Genomic DNA, 19,939 nt, shown 5'->3' on the forward strand with positions numbered 1-19,939 from the left:
TCATTACAACTACAATAAAAAATAAGTTTCGGATAACGTCGCTGAGGAAGAAATATGGCAAAGCAGAAAAATAAAACACGGTTTCCTTTTTTTCGCAGTCTGGCGTTTCCACTGCGTATCTTTCTGCTTATTTTGGTCGTTTCTGTTTTTATTATCGCCGCGTTAGCACAATACTTCACCGCCAGCTTTGAAGATTATCTGGCAACGCATGTCCGCGATATGGCGATGAATCAGGCCAAAATCATCGCCTCTAACGACAGTATCATCACGGCGGTGAAGCATCGTGATTACAAGCGTCTGGCGACCATTGCCGATAAACTGCAGAGCGGGACAGACTTCGACTATGTGGTTATCGGAGATACTCACTCTATCCGTCTTTATCATCCGAATCCGGAAAAAATTGGCTACCCGATGCAGTTCACGAAACCCGGCGCGCTGGAAAAAGGGGAGAGTTACTTTATTACCGGCAAAGGGTCAATCGGGATGGCGATGCGTGCCAAAACGCCCATCTTTGATGACGATGGCAAAATCATTGGCGTGGTCTCAATTGGCTATCTGATCAGTAAAATTGATAGCTGGCGCTCTGACTTCTTACTCCCAATGGCAGGCGTGTTTATCCTGCTGTTGCTGGTACTTATGCTGCTCTCCTGGTTTTTTGCCGCCCATATTCGACGGCAGATGCTGGGGATGGAGCCCAAACAAATCGCGCGGGTGGTGCGTCAGCAGGAAGCGCTATTTAGCTCGGTGTATGAAGGATTGATCGCCGTGGATCCTGATGGGTATATCACCGCCATAAACCGCAGCGCGAGGAAAATGCTGGGGCTGTCTTCGCCTGGGCGAAAGTGGCTGGGAAAACCGGTGAGTGAGGTGGTTCAGCCGGCTGACTTTTTCATCCAGCAGATTGCGGAACAACGACAGGACGCGATGGTGAACTTTAATGGCCTGAGCGTTATCGCTAACCGTGAGGCGATTCGCTCCGGCGATGACCTGCTTGGGGCAATCATCAGTTTTCGTAGTAAAGATGAAATTGCTACCCTTAATGCGCAATTAACGCAGATCAAACAGTATGTAGAGAGCCTGAGGACGCTGCGTCATGAGCACCTGAACTGGATGTCGACCATTAACGGCCTGCTGCAAATGAAAGAATATGATCGGGTACTGGCAATGGTGCAGGGGGAGTCACAGGCACAGCAGCAACTGATTGACAGCCTGCGCGGCGCGTTTGCCGATCGTCAGGTAGCCGGTCTGTTATTTGGCAAGGTGCAGCGCGCGCGGGAGTTGGGCCTTACCATGACCATCGTTCCAGGCAGCCAACTGCATCAACTTCCCGAGGGGCTGGACAGCACAGAGTTTGCAGCAATTGTTGGCAATCTGCTTGATAATGCATTTGAAGCGAGCTTGCGCACCCAGCAAGGCAACAAGGTCGTCGAGCTCTATTTAAGCGATGAAGGAGATGACGTGATCATCGAAGTTGCCGATCAGGGATGCGGTGTACCGGAAGCATTGCGTGAAAAAATATTTGAGCAGGGTGTGAGCACCCGTACCGATGAACCCGGTGAACATGGCATCGGTTTGTATCTGATTGCAAGTTATGTGAGGCGCTGTAACGGGGTGATTACGCTCGAAGATAACTCCCCTTGCGGCACCTTATTTTCTTTATTTCTTCCGAAAGTGAAAAAAAATAATGACGGAACCATTAACGCTGTTGATCGTTGAGGATGAAACGCTACTGGCGGAAATGCATGCTGAATATATCCGCCATATACCGGGCTTTAGCCAGATATGGCTGGCGGGTAATCTTGCGCAGGCGAGGATGATGATTGAGCGTTTTAAGCCCGGTCTGATACTGCTCGACAACTACTTGCCGGACGGCAAGGGAATTACGTTGTTGCATGAGCTAACCCAGGCGCGATATCCGGGTGGCGTGGTGTTTACCACGGCGGCCAGCGACATGGAAACGGTCTCCGAGGCCGTGCGCAGCGGCGCGTTTGATTATCTGGTCAAACCTATCGCTTACGAGCGGTTGGGGCAGACGCTTACGCGGTATCAACAGCGCAGACGCATGCTGGCAGGCAATGACAGCGCCAGTCAAAAGCAGATTGATGAAATGTTCAATGCCTACGCGCGCGGCGAGCCGAAGGGCGATTTGCCGACCGGGATTGACGCCTTAACGCTGAATGCGGTATTGAAATTATTTGCCGATCCGACGGTACATCATACTGCGGAAACGATCGCTCAGGCGCTCACTATCAGCCGTACAACTTCCAGGCGTTACCTGGAATACTGCGCCAGCCGTCATTTGATTATTGCGGAGATTATTCACGGTAAGGTAGGCAGGCCGCAGCGTATTTATCACGGCGGCTAAATGCTGATTTCTGACGTAGGCCGGATAAGATGCTTTAGCATCGCCATCCGGCAACGGGTTGAAATGCCGGATGCGGCGTAAACGCCTTATCCGGCCTACATTTAGCTGAGTGTCAGCCGCCAACGACGGCCGAAGAAGAGCCCGGTACCATCACTTCAGTGGCGATAATCACAACCAGTAGTCCAACTAGGACCGGAACCGAGGTACGTTTCACCACTTCGAACGGAGAAATCTTCGCCATGCCTGCGACAGCCACAACCACGCCGGAAACCGGGGAGATTGTGCGCCCAAGGTTTGATGCCTGCAGCATCGGGATAACAAGATAAGCCGGGTTAATGCCGGAAGAATGTGCCAGCTTAGGGATCATCTCAACGAAGGCATAGAACGGGGCGTTACCGGAGCCTGTAGTCATTGCTGCCAGCATCGTCAGGATCACCAGCACCATCATCAGAATAATGCTTGCTGAGCCAAACGAGGTAGCGATAGAGATCAGACTCTGGATAAAGCCGATTGTGCTCAGACCCTGGGCAAAAACCCCCGCCGCGACTAACAGCATTACCACGTTAGCAAAGGCATCCGCCATGCCACGGTAGGCGACTTCCAGGCCAGAGAAAACCTTCTGGGTGTTGAATCCGCGAACGAACTCCAGGACCGCAGCGATGAGCATGCACAGCACCAGAATTGTAATAATATGCAGCTGTGGACCCCATTTACCATCGAAAATCAGGACGCCAACGATCGGGGTAAACGGCAGGATTGCGTAAAACGAAGGGGCGGTAGTGGTGATTTCAGCCACATCTAACATTTCATGAGAAATGTTCTCTTTTTTATCCAGATAACGCTGCCAGAAAAAGTGGGCAATCGCCATAGCAATGATGGCGGCAATGGAAATGGGCAGCGTGGTTTTAAACGCGAAATCGATCAGCGGCATTTCCGCAGCTTTGGCAGCCAGCACCACATCACCGGATGTAGGAGAAAGGATGATTGCAGCGGGAGAGGCACAAATGGCCGCCGCGGCGCCACGGCTGATCCCAACGTTAACCATCACCGGGAACAGCGTTGCCATCAGCAATACGCCCAGGCCGGTAGCTGACGAGACTGCCAGCGACATCAGGCAGGCGACAAAATAGGCGGCAATCATCAACAGATAAGGTGAGTTGATATATTGCAGCGGTTTGGAGGCCAGCTTAACTACCATATCGTTCGCGCCAATATGGGTCATATAGGCGGCAAAACCACACAGCATCATAATCATCATGCCGAGATCGCCACCGCGGCTCATCAGCAAAATTTTAATATATTCAACAATGTCTGTAGCAGTATAGCCCGTCGTTGCTGCGCTGGACGGCAAAACTTTATGACCCATCAGCGCACTGATAATCAGTAAAACCAGACCGCCAACAAACAGTACGCCTGTCGCGGAATAACCTTTAATGATGTAGCGCGCTACACCCACAATAACCACAACTCCAATAAGGAGTTCAATAAATGTCAACATTGTTTCCCCTGTCGCATTGCTGCCCAGAAAGTAAAAAAACTAAAAAAAGTAAAAAGTGGTGACAGAATGTGCCTAATAAAACGATAACTCTTGCTGATTGAAATCAATAAAAATACGGATTCAAGCGATGGCTAAGCCATTTTTTCAGCATCGTGGTTAAAAAAGAATCTCACAATAAAAAACTGTGAAGCGCGGCGTTGGTGTGTCTGTTTTGTGGTAATATTGATAATTAATTGTTATTTTGTTGTTGTCTTATTTGACGTTTTCTGGAGGGAAGAGCTATTTATTGGCAATAAAGAGAAAATTGTTCCTATGAAATGACTCAATAAATAAAGGGATAATTATCTTGAAATTTATAAGCTGAGGAATATTCTGATTTTTTATCTGCGTTTTTTTGTTAAGCTAACATTAAGGTTGGGTTTGCTATAATTAATAATAAATCCCAGGATGGTAATTAAGTTGTGATTGTCGCTAAACGATATTTTCTCATTTTTTCATTTCTTTTTATTCAGTTAGCTTTCATTCCCCAGGGTGCTGCTGAAGACAAAGGCTGGTTCGCTACTTTTAAAGATAATGTTAGTGAGACCTGGCAGCAGCCGGAACATTATGATCTGTATGTACCTGCTATTACCTGGCATGCACGTTTTGCCTACGATAAAGACAAAACGGATCGCTACAATGAACGCCCATGGGGGGCTGGATTTGGCCAATCCCGTTGGGATGATAAAGGTAACTGGCACGGGCTCTATATAATGGCCTTTAAGGATTCCTACAATAAATGGGAACCGATCGGCGGCTATGGCTGGGAAAAAACCTGGCGGCCGCTGGCCGATGAAAACTTCCATACAGGTCTCGGTTTTACCGCCGGTTTTACCGCGCGTGATAACTGGAACTACATTCCTGTACCCGTGCTGTTACCGCTGGCATCAATTGGCTATGGTCCGGCAACGTTTCAGATGACCTACATTCCAGGAACGTATAACAACGGCAACGTCTACTTTGCCTGGATGCGTTTCCAGTTTTGATAGACTACCTGTATTGTCAGGTGGTTTATTAAAAATGCTTTTAAAAACATATTGTTATGAAGTTTAACTGAAAAATAACGCGACATTTATCACTTTTTGATAAAGTTCGACTGGACAAAGTGCACCACAATTGTTGTACTGATACCCGACACAGCATTTGTGTCTATTTTTCATGTAAAGGTAATTTTGATGTCTAAGATTAAAGGTAACGTTAAGTGGTTTAATGAGTCCAAAGGATTCGGTTTCATTACTCCGGAAGATGGCAGCAAAGACGTGTTCGTACACTTCTCTGCAATCCAGACCAATGGTTTTAAAACTCTGGCTGAAGGTCAGCGTGTAGAGTTCGAAATCACTAACGGTGCCAAAGGCCCTTCTGCTGCAAACGTAATCGCTCTGTAAGCATACGACAGCAAGCATTCAAAACCCGCTTAATTGCGGGTTTTTTTCGCTCTAATGTGCGGGCGAGGCAGAAACCAGCCAGAATGCGAGGGCGGTCATCGCGAATGACCCCAATAGATTCACCAGCACATTCACCATAGCCCAACCAAAGCGTCCTTCCTGTAGCAAAAACACCACTTCTGCAGAGAAAGTGGAAAATGTTGTTAGTCCCCCGCAAAAGCCAGTGGTAATCAGTACCTTCCACATTGGGTCAATGTTTGTCATGCGATTAAACCATGCCAGGCCCATACCAATGATAAATGCCCCAATTAAGTTTGCAGCCAGCGTACCGAATGGAATGGCCTGATGCAGCGGGTTAAACCGCATGCTCAGCATCCATCTTGCTACGCTACCTGTACCACCACCAATAAAAACCGCTAAAAGGAGTTGTAACACTGCGTAATCCTGCTATTTGATTGTATAGAGAGTGAGTGTAACGCTGAATAATCGTTGTTGGCGAGCTTAACAAAGTTTTCTGGAGGGAATATGTTCGTTGCTGCAGGGCAATTTGCCGTGGGTCCTTCATGGGAGAAAAATGCAGAAACCTGTGCCTTACTGATGTCTCAGGCAGCAGGCGAGGGAGCATCGCTACTGGTATTACCGGAGGCATTGCTGGCGCGTGACGATTTTGACCCTGACATGTCAGTGAAATCAGCCCAACTGTTAGAAGGTGGGTTTCTGACGCGTTTGTTGCGAGAAAGTGCGCAAAATGAGATGACAACAATCCTGACCATTCATGTTCCCTCTGTGCCTGGTCGTGCCTATAACATGCTGGTGGCATTACGGGCAGGGCAGGTTGTGGCCCATTACGCGAAATTACATCTCTATGACGCCTTTTCCATTCAGGAATCACGTAATGTGGATGCAGGGGACGCCATCGCGCCGCTGCTGGACGTAGACGGATTAAAAGTAGGGCTAATGACCTGCTATGACCTGCGCTTCCCCGAGCTGGCGCTGGCGCACGCACTGCAGGGGGCTGAAATCCTCGTTTTACCCGCGGCCTGGGTGCGGGGATCGTTAAAAGAGCATCACTGGGCTACACTTTTGGCAGCAAGAGCGCTGGATGCCACGTGTTATCTGGTGGCAGCTGGAGAGTGCGGTAACAAGAATATTGGCCAAAGTCGGATTATCGATCCTTTAGGCGTGACCATTGCAGCAGCGGCAGAAACGCCCGCGCTAATCATAGCCGAGGTTTCCGGCGAGCGGGTGAGGCAGGTCAGGGCGCAACTTCCGGTATTAAGTAACCGACGCTTTGCGCCACCGCAATTATTATGACGTTTTTTTAAACAAGGCTTGATTCACCTTGTTACAGATTGCTATTGTGTGCGCGCGTCGAAAGGCCGTTAATATTCTCAGGTTAATATGGCGCTTTATGCAGCCTGGTTTAAGTCAAGAAGGTATCTATGGGTGAGATTAGTATTACCAAACTGCTGGTGGTTGCCGCACTGGTTGTTCTGCTGTTTGGTACCAAGAAGTTACGTACACTGGGTGGAGACCTGGGGACGGCAATCAAGGGCTTCAAGAAAGCGATGAACGACGATAATACCGATGCCAAGAAAGAGGCTGATGGTAGCGTTCAGGCTGAGAAGCTTTCTCATAAAGAGTAATGTCAGGAGCATGATGCTCATACTGCAAACTCTGAATGAAAAAAAACCGGCGATTTGCCGGTTTTTTTATTGCTGATATGTAAGTGATTATTACACGATTACTTCACTTCCAGCCCTTTGGCCTGCATGTCAGCATGGTATGAAGAGCGAACGAATGGACCACACGCAGCATGGGTAAAGCCCATAGCCATAGCTTCTGCTTTCATCTCATCGAACTCATCCGGGCTTACATAGCGTTGCACCGGCAGGTGATGGCGGCTTGGCTGTAAATACTGCCCCAGCGTCAGCATAGTCACGCCATGGCTGCGCAGGTCGCGCATGACCTCAATGATTTCAGCATTGGTTTCGCCCAGACCCACCATCAGACCCGACTTGGTCGGAATCTCCGGGTGTGCTTCCTTGAAACGTTCCAGAAGCTTCAGCGACCAGTTATAGTCAGCCCCAGGGCGTACATTGCGATAAATACGCGGTACGTTTTCGAGGTTGTGGTTAAACACGTCCGGCGGTGTGGCGGTGAGGATATCCAGCGCGCGATCCATACGACCACGGAAGTCAGGCACCAGCGTTTCGATTTTAATCGACGGGCTTTTCTCACGAATAGCGGTGATGCAGTCAGCAAAGTGCTGGGCGCCGCCGTCACGCAGATCGTCTCGGTCAACGGAGGTAATGACCACATAGCGCAGCGCCATGTCCGCAATTGTCTGAGCCAGTTTTAACGGCTCGTTAGCATCAGGAGCAACCGGACGGCCATGGGCAACGTCGCAGAATGGGCAACGGCGGGTACAGATTGCGCCGAGGATCATAAAGGTTGCAGTGCCGTGATTGAAACATTCAGCCAGGTTAGGGCAGGAAGCTTCTTCGCAGACAGAGTGCAGGCCATTTTTGCGCATTGCCGCTTTGATGCCCTGGATGCGAGTGGAGTCCGCTGGCAGTTTTATTTTCATCCATTCCGGTTTACGCAGCAGGGCTTCACGCTCTGTTGCCACATTTTTTACCGGGATAAGAGCCATCTTATCGGCATCGCGGTATTTAACACCGCGTTCCATCACAATGGGTTTACTCATAGCTTGCGTGTTCCAGTTGCGAATTACGAAGGAAAGCGTTTCAATTCAAGGGAATGTTGCATTTATCAACTATTTTTGAATTAGTGATACGCAGTATATCATTGAAACGGGCCAGAAAGCAGCCTGACAGGCTGGCAAAATGTAAAATAGTTGTTGTTTTGTGCCATTTGCCACAACATATGCCGTGGCAAAGTATGAGCGTATTTTCAGTCCACGATGTACTCGTGCGGTGGGTTACCTAACAGCGTCAGAATGTTGGCCAGCAGGCGTGGGCGAATGCTCTCAGTCGTGGCGGCGCTATCCCACTGCGATACCTTCGCCATCTCCATTCCGGCATAGCCACAAGGATTGATACGCAGGAAAGGCGACAAGTCCATATCCACGTTAAGCGCTAAGCCGTGAAATGAACATCCTTTACGAATACGTAACCCCAAAGAGCAGATTTTCTTCTCTCCAACGTAAACGCCAGGCGCATCGGCTCGCGGGTGAGCGTCAATGCCGATTTCCGCCAGGGTATTGACGACGGTTTGCTCTAACAGCGTAACCAGTTCGCGAACGCCAAGTTTACGACGCTTCAGGTTTAACAGCACATACATGACCTGCTGGCCCGGCCCGTGGTAGGTCACCTGGCCGCCACGATCGCTCTGGATCACCGGAATATCTCCGGGCATCAGTACGTGTTCTGCTTTACCTGCCTGACCCTGGGTAAAGACAGGATAATGCTCTACCAGCCAGATTTCATCATGGCTGTTTTCATCGCGGGTATCGGTAAATTCGTGCATGGCCAGAGAGACTGGCTCGTAAGGTTGAAGACCGAGCTGGCGGACCAGAATTTTATCCTGATACAAAACGGCATCTCCGTAAATACTCACACAGAGTAGAGAATGTTAAAGAGGGGAAAAGTATATCACAGGAGGGAGGGGTTACCCGAGCGGGGATGCAGCGGGTAACCGACAGGTTTTTACAGCACCATGCGTACGATATCGATGTTACCTAATTCTTCGTACAGCGTTTCAACCTGCTCAATGTGTGTAGCAGTGATGGTGATAGAGACCGAGTGGTAGTTGCCTTTGCTGCTCGGTTTTACCGTCGGAGAGTAATCACCTGGCGCATGGCGCTGTACCACTTCAACCACCTGATCAACCAGCTCAGGCAACGCCTGCCCCATTACTTTGTAAGTAAATGGAGTAGGGAATTCAAGCAGTTCGTTAAGTTTGGTTTTCATGTCAGCTCCGGCGTTACATCAAAAAATAATAACTCCCACAGTGCGTGGGAGTTATCAGGATACCTAGTATATGGGGACGTAAATCACACTTTCAAGTGTTCGATTTTTAGCCAAACCAGTGATGGAACATTAATTTAATGTAATCAATGATTTTCCCAAAGAAGTTGCCTTCAGGGATTTCCTGCAGCACGACCAGCGGGCGCTGCTCAATGGTTTTGCCATCCAACTGGAAGTTGATAGTACCGACAACCTGATTTTTCTGCAGCGGTGCGTGCAGTTCAGTGGTGTTCAGCACATAGCTTGCTTTCAGATCTTTCATGCGACCGCGTGGAATGGTCAGATAGACGTCTTTATCAACACCTAACGACGCACGATCGGTGTTACCAAACCAGGCCGGTTCTGAGGCAAATTCTTTACCTACTTTCAGCGGGTTGACGGTTTCGAAGAAACGGAAGCCCCAGGTCAGCAGTTTTTTACTTTCGGTTTCGCGGCCTTTATAGGTGCGACCACCCATGACGGCGGAGATCAGACGCATCTGGCCTTCAGTTGCGGATGCAACGAGGTTATAGCCAGCCTTATCGGTGTGACCGGTTTTGATACCGTCGACATTCAGGCTGTTATCCCACAGCAGGCCGTTGCGGTTTAGCTGACGAATGCCGTTAAAGGTGAACTCTTTTTCTTTATAGATAGAGTATTCGTTAGGCACGTCACGAATTAGCGCCTGACCAATCATCGCCATGTCGCGAGCCGAGCTGTACTGGCCGTCAGCATCAAGACCATGGACGGTCTGGAAGTGGGTGTTTTTCAGGCCCAGCGCATTCACATAGCTGTTCATCAGTCCGACGAAAGCATCCTGGCTACCGGCGGCGAAGTCCGCCATCGCCACGCACGCGTCGTTTCCGGATTGCAGGTTAATGCCACGGATCAGCTGAGAAACAGGAACCTGCATGCCTGGCTTAAGGAACATCAGCGATGAACCTTTGAAGACCGGGTTGCCCGTAGCCCATGCGTCATTACCGACGGTAACCAGATCGGTTTCTTTGAATTTCCCGGCTTTCATCGCCTGGCCGATGACGTAGCTGGTCATCATTTTGGTCAGGCTGGCGGGATCGCGGCGAGTATCGGCGTTCTGTTCTGCGAGAACCTTACCTGAATTGTAATCAATCAGGATATACGACTCCGCATCGATCTGCGGAACGCCCGGGATCATGGTTTTAATATTCAGGTCATCGGCATGGGCAGCAGAGAGAGAGGCTGCGCAGAGAGCCGCGGTGAGCGCCATACGCTGCACGAAACGAGCGGAAAAAGTGGTCTTCATGGTCTGAACTACGACGTCCGTGATGAAATTAAAAAAAGTGCCCTACTATAGCAAATGCATAACTGGCAGGCATCTGACTTTCCGCGTGACTTTGTTAATGTCATTTACAGAAACTGACAGTTCAGATACCTGATTTACGTTATTACACGCCGGTGATGAAGGACTGTAATTGCGCCTCGGATTGAAGACGCTGCTGCAATGCGGAAGCTTCAGTTTTGCTGGCGAACGGCCCCATCTGGATACGCCAGACTGCGCCGTTTTGTACTACCCGGCCAGGGACGCCAAACTGCTGGCTTAAACGCTTTTGATACTGCTGTGCGCGCGACTGCTCGCTGACAGCGCCAACCTGCACCACGTAGCGTCCGTTAGCGGTTGCCGCTGGAGCAGGTGCAGCGACGGCTGCTGGTGTCGCTGCCGGCGCGGTTGACGATACCGGTGCGGTGGTAGTCGGTTGTGGCGCCGGGGTCGGCTCGCTGCCTTCCAGCACACCTGCTGCGAGCGTGGTCGGCGCGCCGAGGAATCCACCGCTGTTGACTGGCGCGCCGGTTGGATCATCGCTTTTCAGCGTGGAATTGCTGATTGGACGAATATCACCTTGCGGCTGACCTGCATCCGATGGCGAAGGCATGCTTCCCATATTGCCGCCACCGCTTAAATCTGGACGTGCCGGCAGGGCATAAGTTTGTTTCGCGACCGTAGTACAAGCCATTCCCGGCCCCGACAAGGAACCATCCTGGGCGACGATGATCGGATCGATACGTACTTTGGTGTTGTTGGAGGTGTTCAGACGATCGGCAGCGGCACGCGAAAGTGAAATCACGCGATCGTTGCCATAAGGGCCGCGATCGTTAATGCGTACGACGATCATCCTGCCGTTTGCCAGGTTGGTAATTCTGGCATAGCTTGGGACTGGCAACGTCGGATGCGCAGCGGTCAGTTGCATCGGGTCGAACGCTTCGCCAGACGCGGTTAAGTTGCTTCCGGGTTCCGCATCATAAATAGCGGCGAGCCCGGCCTGACTAAAGCGGGAGGGATCCTGGACGATTTTGTAGCTTTTACCATCACGCTGGTAGTCCTGATTCGCCGTTGGGTTCAGGGGTTCAAAGCGCGGATCGGCCCCGCTGATTTCAACAATCGGACCATTACACACCGCAGGCTGCGGCGCGACAGCAACCTGTTGCTGTCCATCATCACTCGAACACGCCGCGAGCATTCCTGCTGCGATGCAGATACCAAGCCACTGCTTACGCATTGCGTACCCCTTACACGCTTTTCGACAACATTTTTCTATGGGTGTGGATCGACATAACAATCCCGAACCCGGCCATCAGCACGATAAGTGCCGAGCCTCCGTAACTGACCAGTGGGAGTGGAACCCCAACCACGGGCAGAATACCGCTCACCATACCAATATTTACGAAGACATAAACGAATAATATCAACATTAAGCCACCCGCCATGACGCGACCAAAGGTGGTTTGCGCGCGAGCAGCGATCCATAATCCGCGCATAATCAGCAAAATGTACAGCGTCAGCAGAATCAATATCCCCACCAGACCCAGTTCTTCCGCCAGGACTGCGAAGATAAAGTCCGTGTGGCGCTCCGGTAAAAACTCAAGCTGCGACTGCGTACCATGCAGCCAGCCCTTGCCGCGTAGCCCGCCAGAGCCAATAGCAATTTTTGACTGAATGATGTGGTAGCCCGCGCCCAGCGGGTCGGTTTCCGGGTCGAGCAGCATCATGACGCGTTGACGCTGATAATCATGCATCAGGAAGAACCACAGTATCGGAATAAACGCTGCGACCAGAACCACCGCAACGCCGATTAAGCGCCAGCTCAAACCAGAAAGGAACAGGACAAACAGACCTGAAAGGGCAACCAGAATTGAGGTGCCGAGGTCAGGCTGGGCTGCGACCAGCAGCGTGGGCATAAAAATCAGCACCAGCGCAATGGCGGTATTTTTTAGCGATGGCGGGCAAACGTCTCGGTTAATAAAGCGCGCGACCATCAGTGGCACGGCGATTTTGGCGATTTCTGAGGGCTGAAAACGCACAATACCTAAATCCAGCCAGCGCTGCGCGCCTTTGGAAATGGCGCCGAAGGCGTCTACCGCCACCAACAGAATAATGCAGAATATATAGAGATAGGGTGCCCACCCCTCATAAACCCGGGGCGGAATTTGCGCCATCACGACCATGATGACCAGACCCATTGCGATTTGGCCGACCTTGCGCTCCATCATGCCAATATCCTGGCCGCTGGCGCTCCAGATGACCAGTGAGCTGTAGACCAGCAGAGCCAGCAAAATCAGTAACATGGTGGGATCGATGTGGATTTTGTCCCAGAATGTTTTTTTGTTCGGATTATCCGTCACGATTATTGGTCCTCCGCTGCTGCAACCGCGGGGTTTTCTGCAGGCAGATTGGTGTTGTTGTCGCCTAACATAATGTGGTCAAGGATTTGGCGCATAATAGTGCCCACCGCCGGACCCGCACCGCCGTTTTCAAGGATCATGGCGACAGCGACCTGGGGTTTATCATAGGGGGCGAAGGCCGTCATCAGCTTGTGGTCACGTAAACGCTCGGCGATCTTATGTGCGTTATAGGTTTCATTGGCTTTCAGGCCAAAGACCTGTGCGGTACCGGATTTCGCCGCAATTTTGTAAGGCGCGCCAGCAAAATACTTGTGCGCAGTCCCGTTAGGGCGGTTCGCGACACCATACATACCGTCTTTCGCGATTTCCCAATAACCGGAATGAATATCGCCAACGGGCGGTTCGTGCGGCTGTACCCACGGCACCTGCTTGCCGTCTTCTGCCGTACTCATCAGCAGATGCGGGACTTTTACCAAACCGTCGTTGATAAGGATCATCAGCGCTTTACTCATCTGGATAGGGGTTGCAGTCCAGTAACCCTGACCGATGCCGACCGGAATGGTATCACCCTGGTACCATGGTTTTTTAAACCGTTTTTGCTTCCACTCGCGGGTTGGCATATTGCCGGAACGTTCTTCGGCAAGATCGATACCCGTGTATTGGCCGTAGCCAAACTTGCTCATCCACTCTGAAAGCCGGTCTATCCCCATATCATAGGCGATTTGATAGAAAAACGTATCTGCGGACTCTTCCAGAGAACGGGTGATGTTCAGATGACCGTGCCCCCACTTTTTCCAGTCGCGGTAACGTTTCTCAGAGCCCGGTAGCTGCCACCAGCCCGGATCGAACAGGCCGGTGTTGCGGGTAATGACGCCTGCGCTTAACGCAGAAACAGCGACGTAAGGTTTTACCGTCGAAGCAGGGGGGTAAACGCCCTGCGTGGCGCGGTTAACTAATGGGGTATTCGGGTCATTCAGCAACCCGGAGTAATCTTTGCTGGAGATGCCATCCACAAACAGGTTCGGGTCGTAGCTCGGCATGGATACCAGCGCCAGAACGCCACCGGTACGCGGATCGGTAACCACCACGGCGGCACGACTGCCCGCCAGTAGCGTTTCAATGTACTGCTGGAGTTTCAAATCCAGAGTGAGATAGATATCGTGCCCGGCCTGCGGGGCCACTTCTTTCAGCTGGCGAATGACGCGGCCGCGGTTGTTCACTTCAACTTCTTCATAACCGGTCTGGCCGTGAAGGACGTCTTCGTAATAACGTTCAATACCCAGCTTGCCGATGTCGTGCGTCGCCGCGTAGTTAGCCAGCTTGCCGTCTTTGTCCAGGCGGTCCACGTCTTTATCGTTGATCTTCGATACGTAGCCAATCACGTGGGTTAGCGCAGAGCCGTAGGGGTAATAGCGACGTTTATAGCCTTTAACTTCGACGCCCGGAAAGCGATATTGATTAACGGCAAACCGTGCGACCTGAACTTCAGTCAGGTTGGTTTTTACCGGAATAGAGGTGAAACGGTGTGAACGGGCGCGCTCTTTTTTAAAGGCGGCAATATCATCGTCCGTCAGGTCTACGACGTTACGCAGCGCGTCGAGCGTATCCTGAATGTTGTCGACCTTTTCCGGCATCATTTCTATCTGATAAATGGTGCGGTTAAGGGCGAGCGGAATGCCGTTGCGGTCATAAATGATGCCGCGACTTGGCGCGATAGGGACCAGTTTGATACGGTTTTCGTTCGAGCGAGTCTGATAATCAGTAAAGCGAACGATTTGCAGATTATAAAGGTTGGCGATCAGCACGCCGGTGAGCAGCAAAATCCCCAAAAAAGCGACCAGCGCCCGGCGCACAAACAGCGCGGACTCAGCCGAATAGTCGCGAAAAGAATTCTGTAGTTTCATCCGCTGCTTAATCTACTCAAGAATCAATGATCACTCACGGTGATAAGGATGGTTGGTGGTAATGCTCCACGCCCTGTACAGACTCTCCGCTACCAGAACCCGAACAAGAGGGTGAGGAAGGGTTAACGCAGAGAGTGACCAGCTTTGTTCCGCTGCCGCTTTACAGGCGGGAGAGAGCCCTTCTGGCCCGCCAATCAACAGGCTGACGTCGCGGCCGTCCAGTTTCCAGCGCTCCAGTTCGGTCGCCAGCTGCGGCGTATCCCAGGGTTTCCCGGGGATATCAAGGGTGACGATGCGGTTTTTGCCGGCTGCGGCCAGCATCTGCTCACCCTCTTTGTCGAGAATGCGTTTAATGTCCGCGTTCTTGCCGCGTTTTCCTGCCGGGATTTCGATCAGCTCAAAGGGCATATCTTTCGGAAACCGACGCAGATACTCGGTAAATCCGGTTTGCACCCAGTCAGGCATTTTCGTTCCCACAGCGACAAGTTGCAGCTTCACGCATTAACTCCAGAGTTTTTCCAGTTCATACAGGCGACGACTCTCTTCCTGCATCACGTGGACAATCACATCGCCGAGGTCAACGACGATCCAGTCAGCGACATTCTCGCCTTCCACGCCGAGCGGCAGCAGGCCAGCAGTGCGGGACTCCTGAACAACGTGATCTGCGATAGACATAACGTGACGGCTGGATGTGCCGGTGCAGATAATCATGCAATCAGTGATGCTGGACTTGCCCTGAACGTCTAAGGCGATGATGTCTTGACCTTTCAGGTCATCAATTTTGTCGATTACAAAATCCTGGAGTGCTTTACCCTGCAAGTGTTCCCCCTGGGTGAAAAGAGTTAAAAACGTCTGTTAGTATACCTGAACCAGAGGCGATATCGGGACAAATGTCTCCGAAAGCGCTTGTGAAGTGCGCTATCATCCCATCCCACGCTACAGAATGCATCGCCATTTTTGTAAAACAATTTCTGCAAAGCTCTGAAGGGCGGGAAAAGTCAGGTTGCGGAGAATAACAGCCTGTCATGGGGTGTCAATGGGAGAGAGCCCCTTCGAGATAAAAAACAGCGCTTTCACTCCCCGTCGTGCCATACGGCACGGCTGTTGAGCACTTTCAGAACCGCAAAATCGTCACAAAAATCAATTGCGCTCCAGCAGCCTTGTTCGACGCGGAAATGCCACATTGCCGCTGCTGGCATGGATAGCAGACGGGCGATCAATACGCTCAGTACGCCCTGATGACTCACCACCAGCAGATTCTGGCAGGCTTTGTAATCAGCGAGTTGCGCAATGAAGCGTTCCACACGCAGGGAAAATGCCTGAAAACCTTCGCCATTTGTGGGCGTCGCATTCTGCCAGTCGTTACACCACACGGCGTAGTTTTCGGCGTCTTCGCGCTCCAGATCGCGATGATGGCGCATTTCCCAGTCACCAAAAAACATTTCATTGAGTTCAGGCATATTGCGCACCGCAACCTCGCGATCCCCTAAGACCAACTGTGTTGTATGGCGGGCGCGTTCCAGCTCGCTGCACAAAACGTTGTCGACAGGCACATTGCGTAACAGCCTACCCAGCGTTTGCGCCTGAGCGATCCCCCGTTCCGTTAGCGGTGTGGGGGCGTGGCCGCTGTATAAACCAGCGACATTGGCTTCGGTTTCTCCATGACGTACTAACCAGAGTCTCATGTCTTCCTCATCAGGCTATTCGCACAAAATATGATGTTTGCCCTGATTGCGCAGAGATTTTTCACTAAAATACCCTCTTTTACGTGGAGCGGCACGATGTCTTTATTGAAGAGCGCGCATGGTGGTAATACCCGAGAAGCCGCCGAATTGTTGGGCATCTCGCCTGAGCATTTGCTGGATTTTAGCGCGAATATTAACCCGTTGGGTATGCCGGCAAGTTTAAAACGCGGGATCATCGACAACCTGGACTGCGCGGAGCGTTACCCGGATGTCGATTACGCTAAACTGCATGCGGCGCTGGCGGAGCATCATCAGATTCCGGCCTCGTGGATCCTGGCTGGAAACGGCGAGACCGAGTCTATTTTTACCCTGGTGCATGGCCTGAAGCCACGCCACGCGATGATCGTGACGCCCGGGTTTGCGGAATATCGTCGGGCGCTGCAATGGGGAGACTGTACGATCCATGAGTTTGCGCTGCGCGAAGACGACGGCTGGCAGCTTACCGATGCGATCCTCGATGCGTTAACCTCAGAGCTGGACTGCCTGTTTCTCTGTACGCCCAACAATCCCACCGGGTTACTACCGGATAACCGCCTGCTACGTGAGATTGCCGCACGTTGTGAGCGGCTTGGGATCGCTCTGATCCTCGATGAAGCCTTTATCGATTTTATTGCCGGGGAGCCGGGGTTTATTCCGCTGCTGCGGGATAACCCACATATTTGGGTGCTGCGCTCTCTCACCAAGTTCTATGCGATACCGGGGCTGCGTCTTGGGTATCTGGTCAACAGTCACGAGCAGGCCGTTGCACAAATGCGCAGCCGACAAATGCCGTGGTCAATTAATGCGTTTGCTGCCCTGGCAGGTGAGATTATCTTACGCGATAGCGCATATCAGCAGGCAACGTGGAAGTGGCTGGAACAAGAGGGGGCGCGGTTTGATCAACAGTTGCAAGAATTGCCCGGCCTGACGACGTATCCCGGCCGGGCAAATTATCGTTTATTACGCTGCGATTGCGCGGATATTGATTTGCAACGCGCGTTGCTGGAACAACACGTCCTCATTCGCAGTTGTGCTAACTATCCGGGGCTGGATGCGCGCTATTATCGGGTAGCCGTTCGCAGCCTGGAAGAGAATAACCGCCTGTTGACGGCCTTACGCAAGGTGCTTAGCGGTACAATCCCTGCTGATTGATATAGTCAAGCACTGCGCCTGGCATCAGGTCGTCGCACGGCTCGCCTTTTTCCAGACGCTCACGGATGAGCGTGGCGGAGATGTTAAACCACGGCGTTTCGGCCAGGTAAATTTTTCCGCAAGGCAGGTTGTGCAGGTCATCTGCTGAATGGGTCAGATGATCCTCCAGCCATTGCTGGTGTTTTTCCTGCGCCATTTCGAGCGGATAGCCCGGACGTCGGCACACGATAAGATGGGTATTCCCCAGAATGGTGTGGTAGTCATGCCAAGAAGGGAAGGTAAGCAGTGAATCCTGACCAATGATAAACGCTAATGGCACGTTTGGGCCTTGCTCCTCGCGCCACTCTTTTAGCGTTTGTGCGGTGTAGGAAGCGGTATCGCGTTTCAGTTCGCGTTCATCCAGGGAAAATAGCGGCTTGTCAGCAATGGCCAGTTCAACCATACGCTTACGTTGCTCACCGGACGCTTCAGGTTGCGCACGATGCGGCGGGACGTTATTGGGCATGATGATGACCCGGGAAAGCCCAATCAGATTCGCCAGAATTTCAACCGGTTTAAGATGACCATAATGCACCGGATCAAAGGTGCCACCGAACAGAGCCTGCAATGATTTCATATCAACCATCAATAAAAACATCGGCCAGCGATTTATGACAGAGCAAAAGGGAAAGTCCCTCTAGTTCTGCCCACACTGACTGACCATAGTCTTGTTTAAGCGTAATTTCCGTACGCGTTAACAGCGTTACCGCCTGACGCAGTTGCGCGGGGTTCAGCCGGTTTAGCGCATCGCCCATCATACCCCGGCGATTCTGCCACACCCGGTGTTTATCAAACAACGAGCGCAAGGGCGTATGGGCCGACTGCCGTTTTAAGTTAACCAGCAACAACAACTCTCGCTGTATCGTACGCAACAAAATAACCGGCTCACTGCCTTCCAGGCGTAGCTGCTGCAGAATGTGCAGCGCGCGTTTGCTTTTGCCCATCAGCAGCGCGTCCACCCAGTGGAACGGAGTAAAGTGCGCGGCATCATTAACGGCTTTCTCCACGCGAGGCAGCGTTAGCTTGCCATCTGGCCAAAGCAGCGCTAGCCGTTCCAGCGCTTGCGCCAGTGCTAGCAGATTACCTTCATAGCAATAGCACAGCAGCTGATTGGCTGCGTCATCCAGTTGCAGATTGTTAAGCTTTGCTCTGGCGGCGACCCAGCGGGGGAGCTGTGCTTGCTCCGGCGTCTGGCAGCTAACCTGAACCGCGTTTTTCGCCAGTCCGGTATACCATGCGCCGTTTTCCTGCGCCCTGGTGAGTTTGTTGCCGCGAACAATCAACAGCAGATCGTCATGTAGCAAAGTGACGAGTGAAGCAAGCTGTTCGTTAATGGCGGCATTCGGGCCATTTTCTGGCAATTGCAAAAGCAGGGTTTGACGACTGGCAAACAGGCTCATCGCCTGGCAGAGTGAAAAAATCTCTCCCCAGTCGGTGCTGTTGTCCAGAGTGAAAGCATGGTGTTCTTCGAATCCTTGCGTTGCTGCAGCCTGACGGATGGCGTCCTGGCTTTCCTGCAATAAGAGAGGATCGTTACCTAAGAGTAAATACGCCGCGCGCAGCCCTTCATCGAGCTGTGCGCGGAGTTGTTCAGGGTACAACTTGAGCATCAGTTACCCAGCGTGGTGGAAACACGCGCCGGAGATGACGCAGGCGTCGCGGCTTTATTCACCGCAGGCTCAGCATCAGCATTGGATGACTGAGTATCGGCCAGATGTACGCTCGGCAGCTTACGAATCAACTGCTCAGCCGCTTTGTCATACATCTCTTTGATAATCATGTCCTGCTCGTTATCCTTCGCCAGTGCAGCCTGTGGGTTGTCAAAGAACGAGCGATAAACTTTGGCGCTGATTGGATAAATATCATGACCTGGGATCAGCACGGTTGCGCTTACGGACATCACCATCTGGTATTCAGCCGTTTGACCGTTCTGGAATACCGATGCCGTATCCTGCGAAATGCTGACCGCGCCAAGGCGTAAGGACGTCACATCTTTACGCATTGTACCGTCTTCAAGCAGCGTAACGCCGTTCAGACGTAGCTGATTACGAACCGCGCGGCTTAACGGGCCGTTCGGATCGCCAGTGTTCAGGATCATGGTTTTCATTGAGGGTGGAACCTGCGTAGTACTACGCAGATGCCAGCCGCACCCGGCGGTGACAAGCACCGCCAGAGATAACAACAATGTTGTCAGAAGTCGCACGC

The 19,939-nt window shown here is 51.7% G+C and carries 22 protein-coding genes; 7 read left to right on the forward strand and 15 right to left on the reverse strand.

Annotated features, from left to right (window positions below):
* Nucleotides 1-54 precede the first annotated feature (54 nt).
* Nucleotides 55-1,716, forward strand: a complete 1,662-nt coding sequence (gene dpiB, locus OGV94_RS16555) for a sensor histidine kinase DpiB (protein ID WP_286523807.1) — start codon at nt 55-57, stop codon at nt 1,714-1,716.
* A complete protein-coding gene (dpiA, locus tag OGV94_RS16560) occupies nt 1,685-2,365 on the forward strand; it encodes a two-component response regulator DpiA (RefSeq protein WP_003831279.1) in 681 nt (226 codons plus the stop codon). The genes dpiB and dpiA overlap by 32 nt, the downstream gene beginning before the upstream one ends.
* 112 nt (nt 2,366-2,477) lie before the next feature.
* Here dpiA and dcuC read toward each other — a convergent pair whose 3' ends face one another.
* On the reverse strand, nt 2,478-3,863 hold the full coding sequence (dcuC, locus tag OGV94_RS16565; RefSeq protein WP_043015564.1) for an anaerobic C4-dicarboxylate transporter DcuC: 1,386 nt from the start codon (nt 3,861-3,863) through the stop codon (nt 2,478-2,480).
* Nucleotides 3,864-4,324: 461 nt separating this feature from the next.
* Between dcuC and pagP the strand changes: the two genes are divergently transcribed.
* Nucleotides 4,325-4,888, forward strand: a complete 564-nt coding sequence (pagP, locus tag OGV94_RS16570) for a lipid IV(A) palmitoyltransferase PagP (RefSeq protein WP_043015565.1) — start codon at nt 4,325-4,327, stop codon at nt 4,886-4,888.
* 189 nt (nt 4,889-5,077) lie between these two features.
* Nucleotides 5,078-5,287, forward strand: coding sequence for a transcription antiterminator/RNA stability regulator CspE (gene cspE, locus OGV94_RS16575; protein ID WP_000034825.1), 210 nt, complete (start codon nt 5,078-5,080; stop codon nt 5,285-5,287).
* Nucleotides 5,288-5,338: 51 nt separating this feature from the next.
* Here the strand turns inward: cspE and crcB are convergent, their stop codons facing one another.
* Nucleotides 5,339-5,722 (reverse strand): fluoride efflux transporter CrcB, encoded by a 384-nt coding sequence (gene crcB / locus OGV94_RS16580; RefSeq protein WP_043015566.1) that lies wholly within the window; start codon nt 5,720-5,722, stop codon nt 5,339-5,341.
* Between the two features lie 90 nt (nt 5,723-5,812).
* Between crcB and OGV94_RS16585 the strand changes: the two genes are divergently transcribed.
* Nucleotides 5,813-6,601 (forward strand): deaminated glutathione amidase, encoded by a 789-nt coding sequence (locus OGV94_RS16585; RefSeq protein WP_043015567.1) that lies wholly within the window; start codon nt 5,813-5,815, stop codon nt 6,599-6,601.
* Nucleotides 6,602-6,729: 128 nt separating this feature from the next.
* A complete protein-coding gene (tatE, locus tag OGV94_RS16590; RefSeq protein WP_075145002.1) occupies nt 6,730-6,933 on the forward strand; it encodes a twin-arginine translocase subunit TatE in 204 nt (67 codons plus the stop codon).
* Nucleotides 6,934-7,031: 98 nt separating this feature from the next.
* On the opposite strand, the gene lipA is transcribed toward tatE, so the two are convergent.
* The 10 genes from lipA to OGV94_RS16640 all read right to left on the reverse strand — a co-directional run bounded on the left by lipA (nt 7,032) and on the right by OGV94_RS16640 (nt 16,504).
* The gene (gene lipA, locus OGV94_RS16595) at nt 7,032-7,997 is read right to left on the reverse strand and encodes a lipoyl synthase (RefSeq protein WP_003022702.1); all 966 of its coding nucleotides are present in this window, start codon (nt 7,995-7,997) and stop codon (nt 7,032-7,034) included.
* A gap of 206 nt (nt 7,998-8,203) precedes the next feature.
* The gene (gene lipB, locus OGV94_RS16600) at nt 8,204-8,845 is read right to left on the reverse strand and encodes a lipoyl(octanoyl) transferase LipB (protein WP_080625562.1); all 642 of its coding nucleotides are present in this window, start codon (nt 8,843-8,845) and stop codon (nt 8,204-8,206) included.
* Between the two features lie 113 nt (nt 8,846-8,958).
* Nucleotides 8,959-9,222: a DUF493 family protein YbeD gene (ybeD, locus tag OGV94_RS16605; protein WP_003022706.1), complete on the reverse strand. Its 264-nt coding sequence runs from the start codon at nt 9,220-9,222 to the stop codon at nt 8,959-8,961.
* Between the two features lie 106 nt (nt 9,223-9,328).
* A complete protein-coding gene (dacA, locus tag OGV94_RS16610) occupies nt 9,329-10,540 on the reverse strand; it encodes a D-alanyl-D-alanine carboxypeptidase DacA (RefSeq protein WP_003022711.1) in 1,212 nt (403 codons plus the stop codon).
* 142 nt (nt 10,541-10,682) lie between these two features.
* A complete protein-coding gene (gene rlpA, locus OGV94_RS16615; protein ID WP_043015569.1) occupies nt 10,683-11,792 on the reverse strand; it encodes an endolytic peptidoglycan transglycosylase RlpA in 1,110 nt (369 codons plus the stop codon).
* 10 nt (nt 11,793-11,802) lie between these two features.
* On the reverse strand, nt 11,803-12,915 hold the full coding sequence (gene mrdB / locus OGV94_RS16620; RefSeq protein WP_006685529.1) for a peptidoglycan glycosyltransferase MrdB: 1,113 nt from the start codon (nt 12,913-12,915) through the stop codon (nt 11,803-11,805).
* A 2-nt stretch (nt 12,916-12,917) separates the two neighbouring features.
* Complete coding sequence (mrdA, locus tag OGV94_RS16625; RefSeq protein WP_043015570.1) at nt 12,918-14,819, reverse strand: peptidoglycan DD-transpeptidase MrdA; 1,902 nt, start codon at nt 14,817-14,819, stop codon at nt 12,918-12,920.
* Between the two features lie 30 nt (nt 14,820-14,849).
* Nucleotides 14,850-15,317: a 23S rRNA (pseudouridine(1915)-N(3))-methyltransferase RlmH gene (gene rlmH / locus OGV94_RS16630; protein WP_003022725.1), complete on the reverse strand. Its 468-nt coding sequence runs from the start codon at nt 15,315-15,317 to the stop codon at nt 14,850-14,852.
* Nucleotides 15,318-15,320: 3 nt separating this feature from the next.
* Nucleotides 15,321-15,638, reverse strand: coding sequence for a ribosome silencing factor (rsfS, locus tag OGV94_RS16635; protein WP_003022728.1), 318 nt, complete (start codon nt 15,636-15,638; stop codon nt 15,321-15,323).
* Between the two features lie 254 nt (nt 15,639-15,892).
* Nucleotides 15,893-16,504, reverse strand: a complete 612-nt coding sequence (locus OGV94_RS16640) for an adenosylcobalamin/alpha-ribazole phosphatase (RefSeq protein ID WP_043015571.1) — start codon at nt 16,502-16,504, stop codon at nt 15,893-15,895.
* 96 nt (nt 16,505-16,600) lie between these two features.
* Here OGV94_RS16640 and cobD point away from each other — a divergent pair, with 96 nt between their 5' ends.
* On the forward strand, nt 16,601-17,695 hold the full coding sequence (gene cobD / locus OGV94_RS16645) for a threonine-phosphate decarboxylase CobD (RefSeq protein WP_199994170.1): 1,095 nt from the start codon (nt 16,601-16,603) through the stop codon (nt 17,693-17,695).
* Here the strand turns inward: cobD and nadD are convergent.
* The 3 genes from nadD to lptE are packed head-to-tail and all read right to left on the reverse strand — an operon-like array spanning nt 17,670 to nt 19,937.
* Nucleotides 17,670-18,311 (reverse strand): nicotinate-nucleotide adenylyltransferase, encoded by a 642-nt coding sequence (gene nadD / locus OGV94_RS16650; RefSeq protein WP_087051702.1) that lies wholly within the window; start codon nt 18,309-18,311, stop codon nt 17,670-17,672. The genes cobD and nadD overlap by 26 nt on opposite strands.
* A gap of 1 nt (nt 18,312) precedes the next feature.
* The gene (holA, locus tag OGV94_RS16655) at nt 18,313-19,344 is read right to left on the reverse strand and encodes a DNA polymerase III subunit delta (RefSeq protein ID WP_043015573.1); all 1,032 of its coding nucleotides are present in this window, start codon (nt 19,342-19,344) and stop codon (nt 18,313-18,315) included.
* The gene (lptE, locus tag OGV94_RS16660; protein WP_047412692.1) at nt 19,344-19,937 is read right to left on the reverse strand and encodes an LPS assembly lipoprotein LptE; all 594 of its coding nucleotides are present in this window, start codon (nt 19,935-19,937) and stop codon (nt 19,344-19,346) included. Before lptE ends, holA begins: the two co-directional genes overlap by 1 nt.
* Nucleotides 19,938-19,939: the final 2 nt, after the last annotated feature.

The sequence above is a fragment of the Citrobacter sp. Ce006 genome, from assembly GCF_030336535.1.
Lineage (GTDB): Bacteria > Pseudomonadota > Gammaproteobacteria > Enterobacterales > Enterobacteriaceae > Citrobacter > Citrobacter europaeus.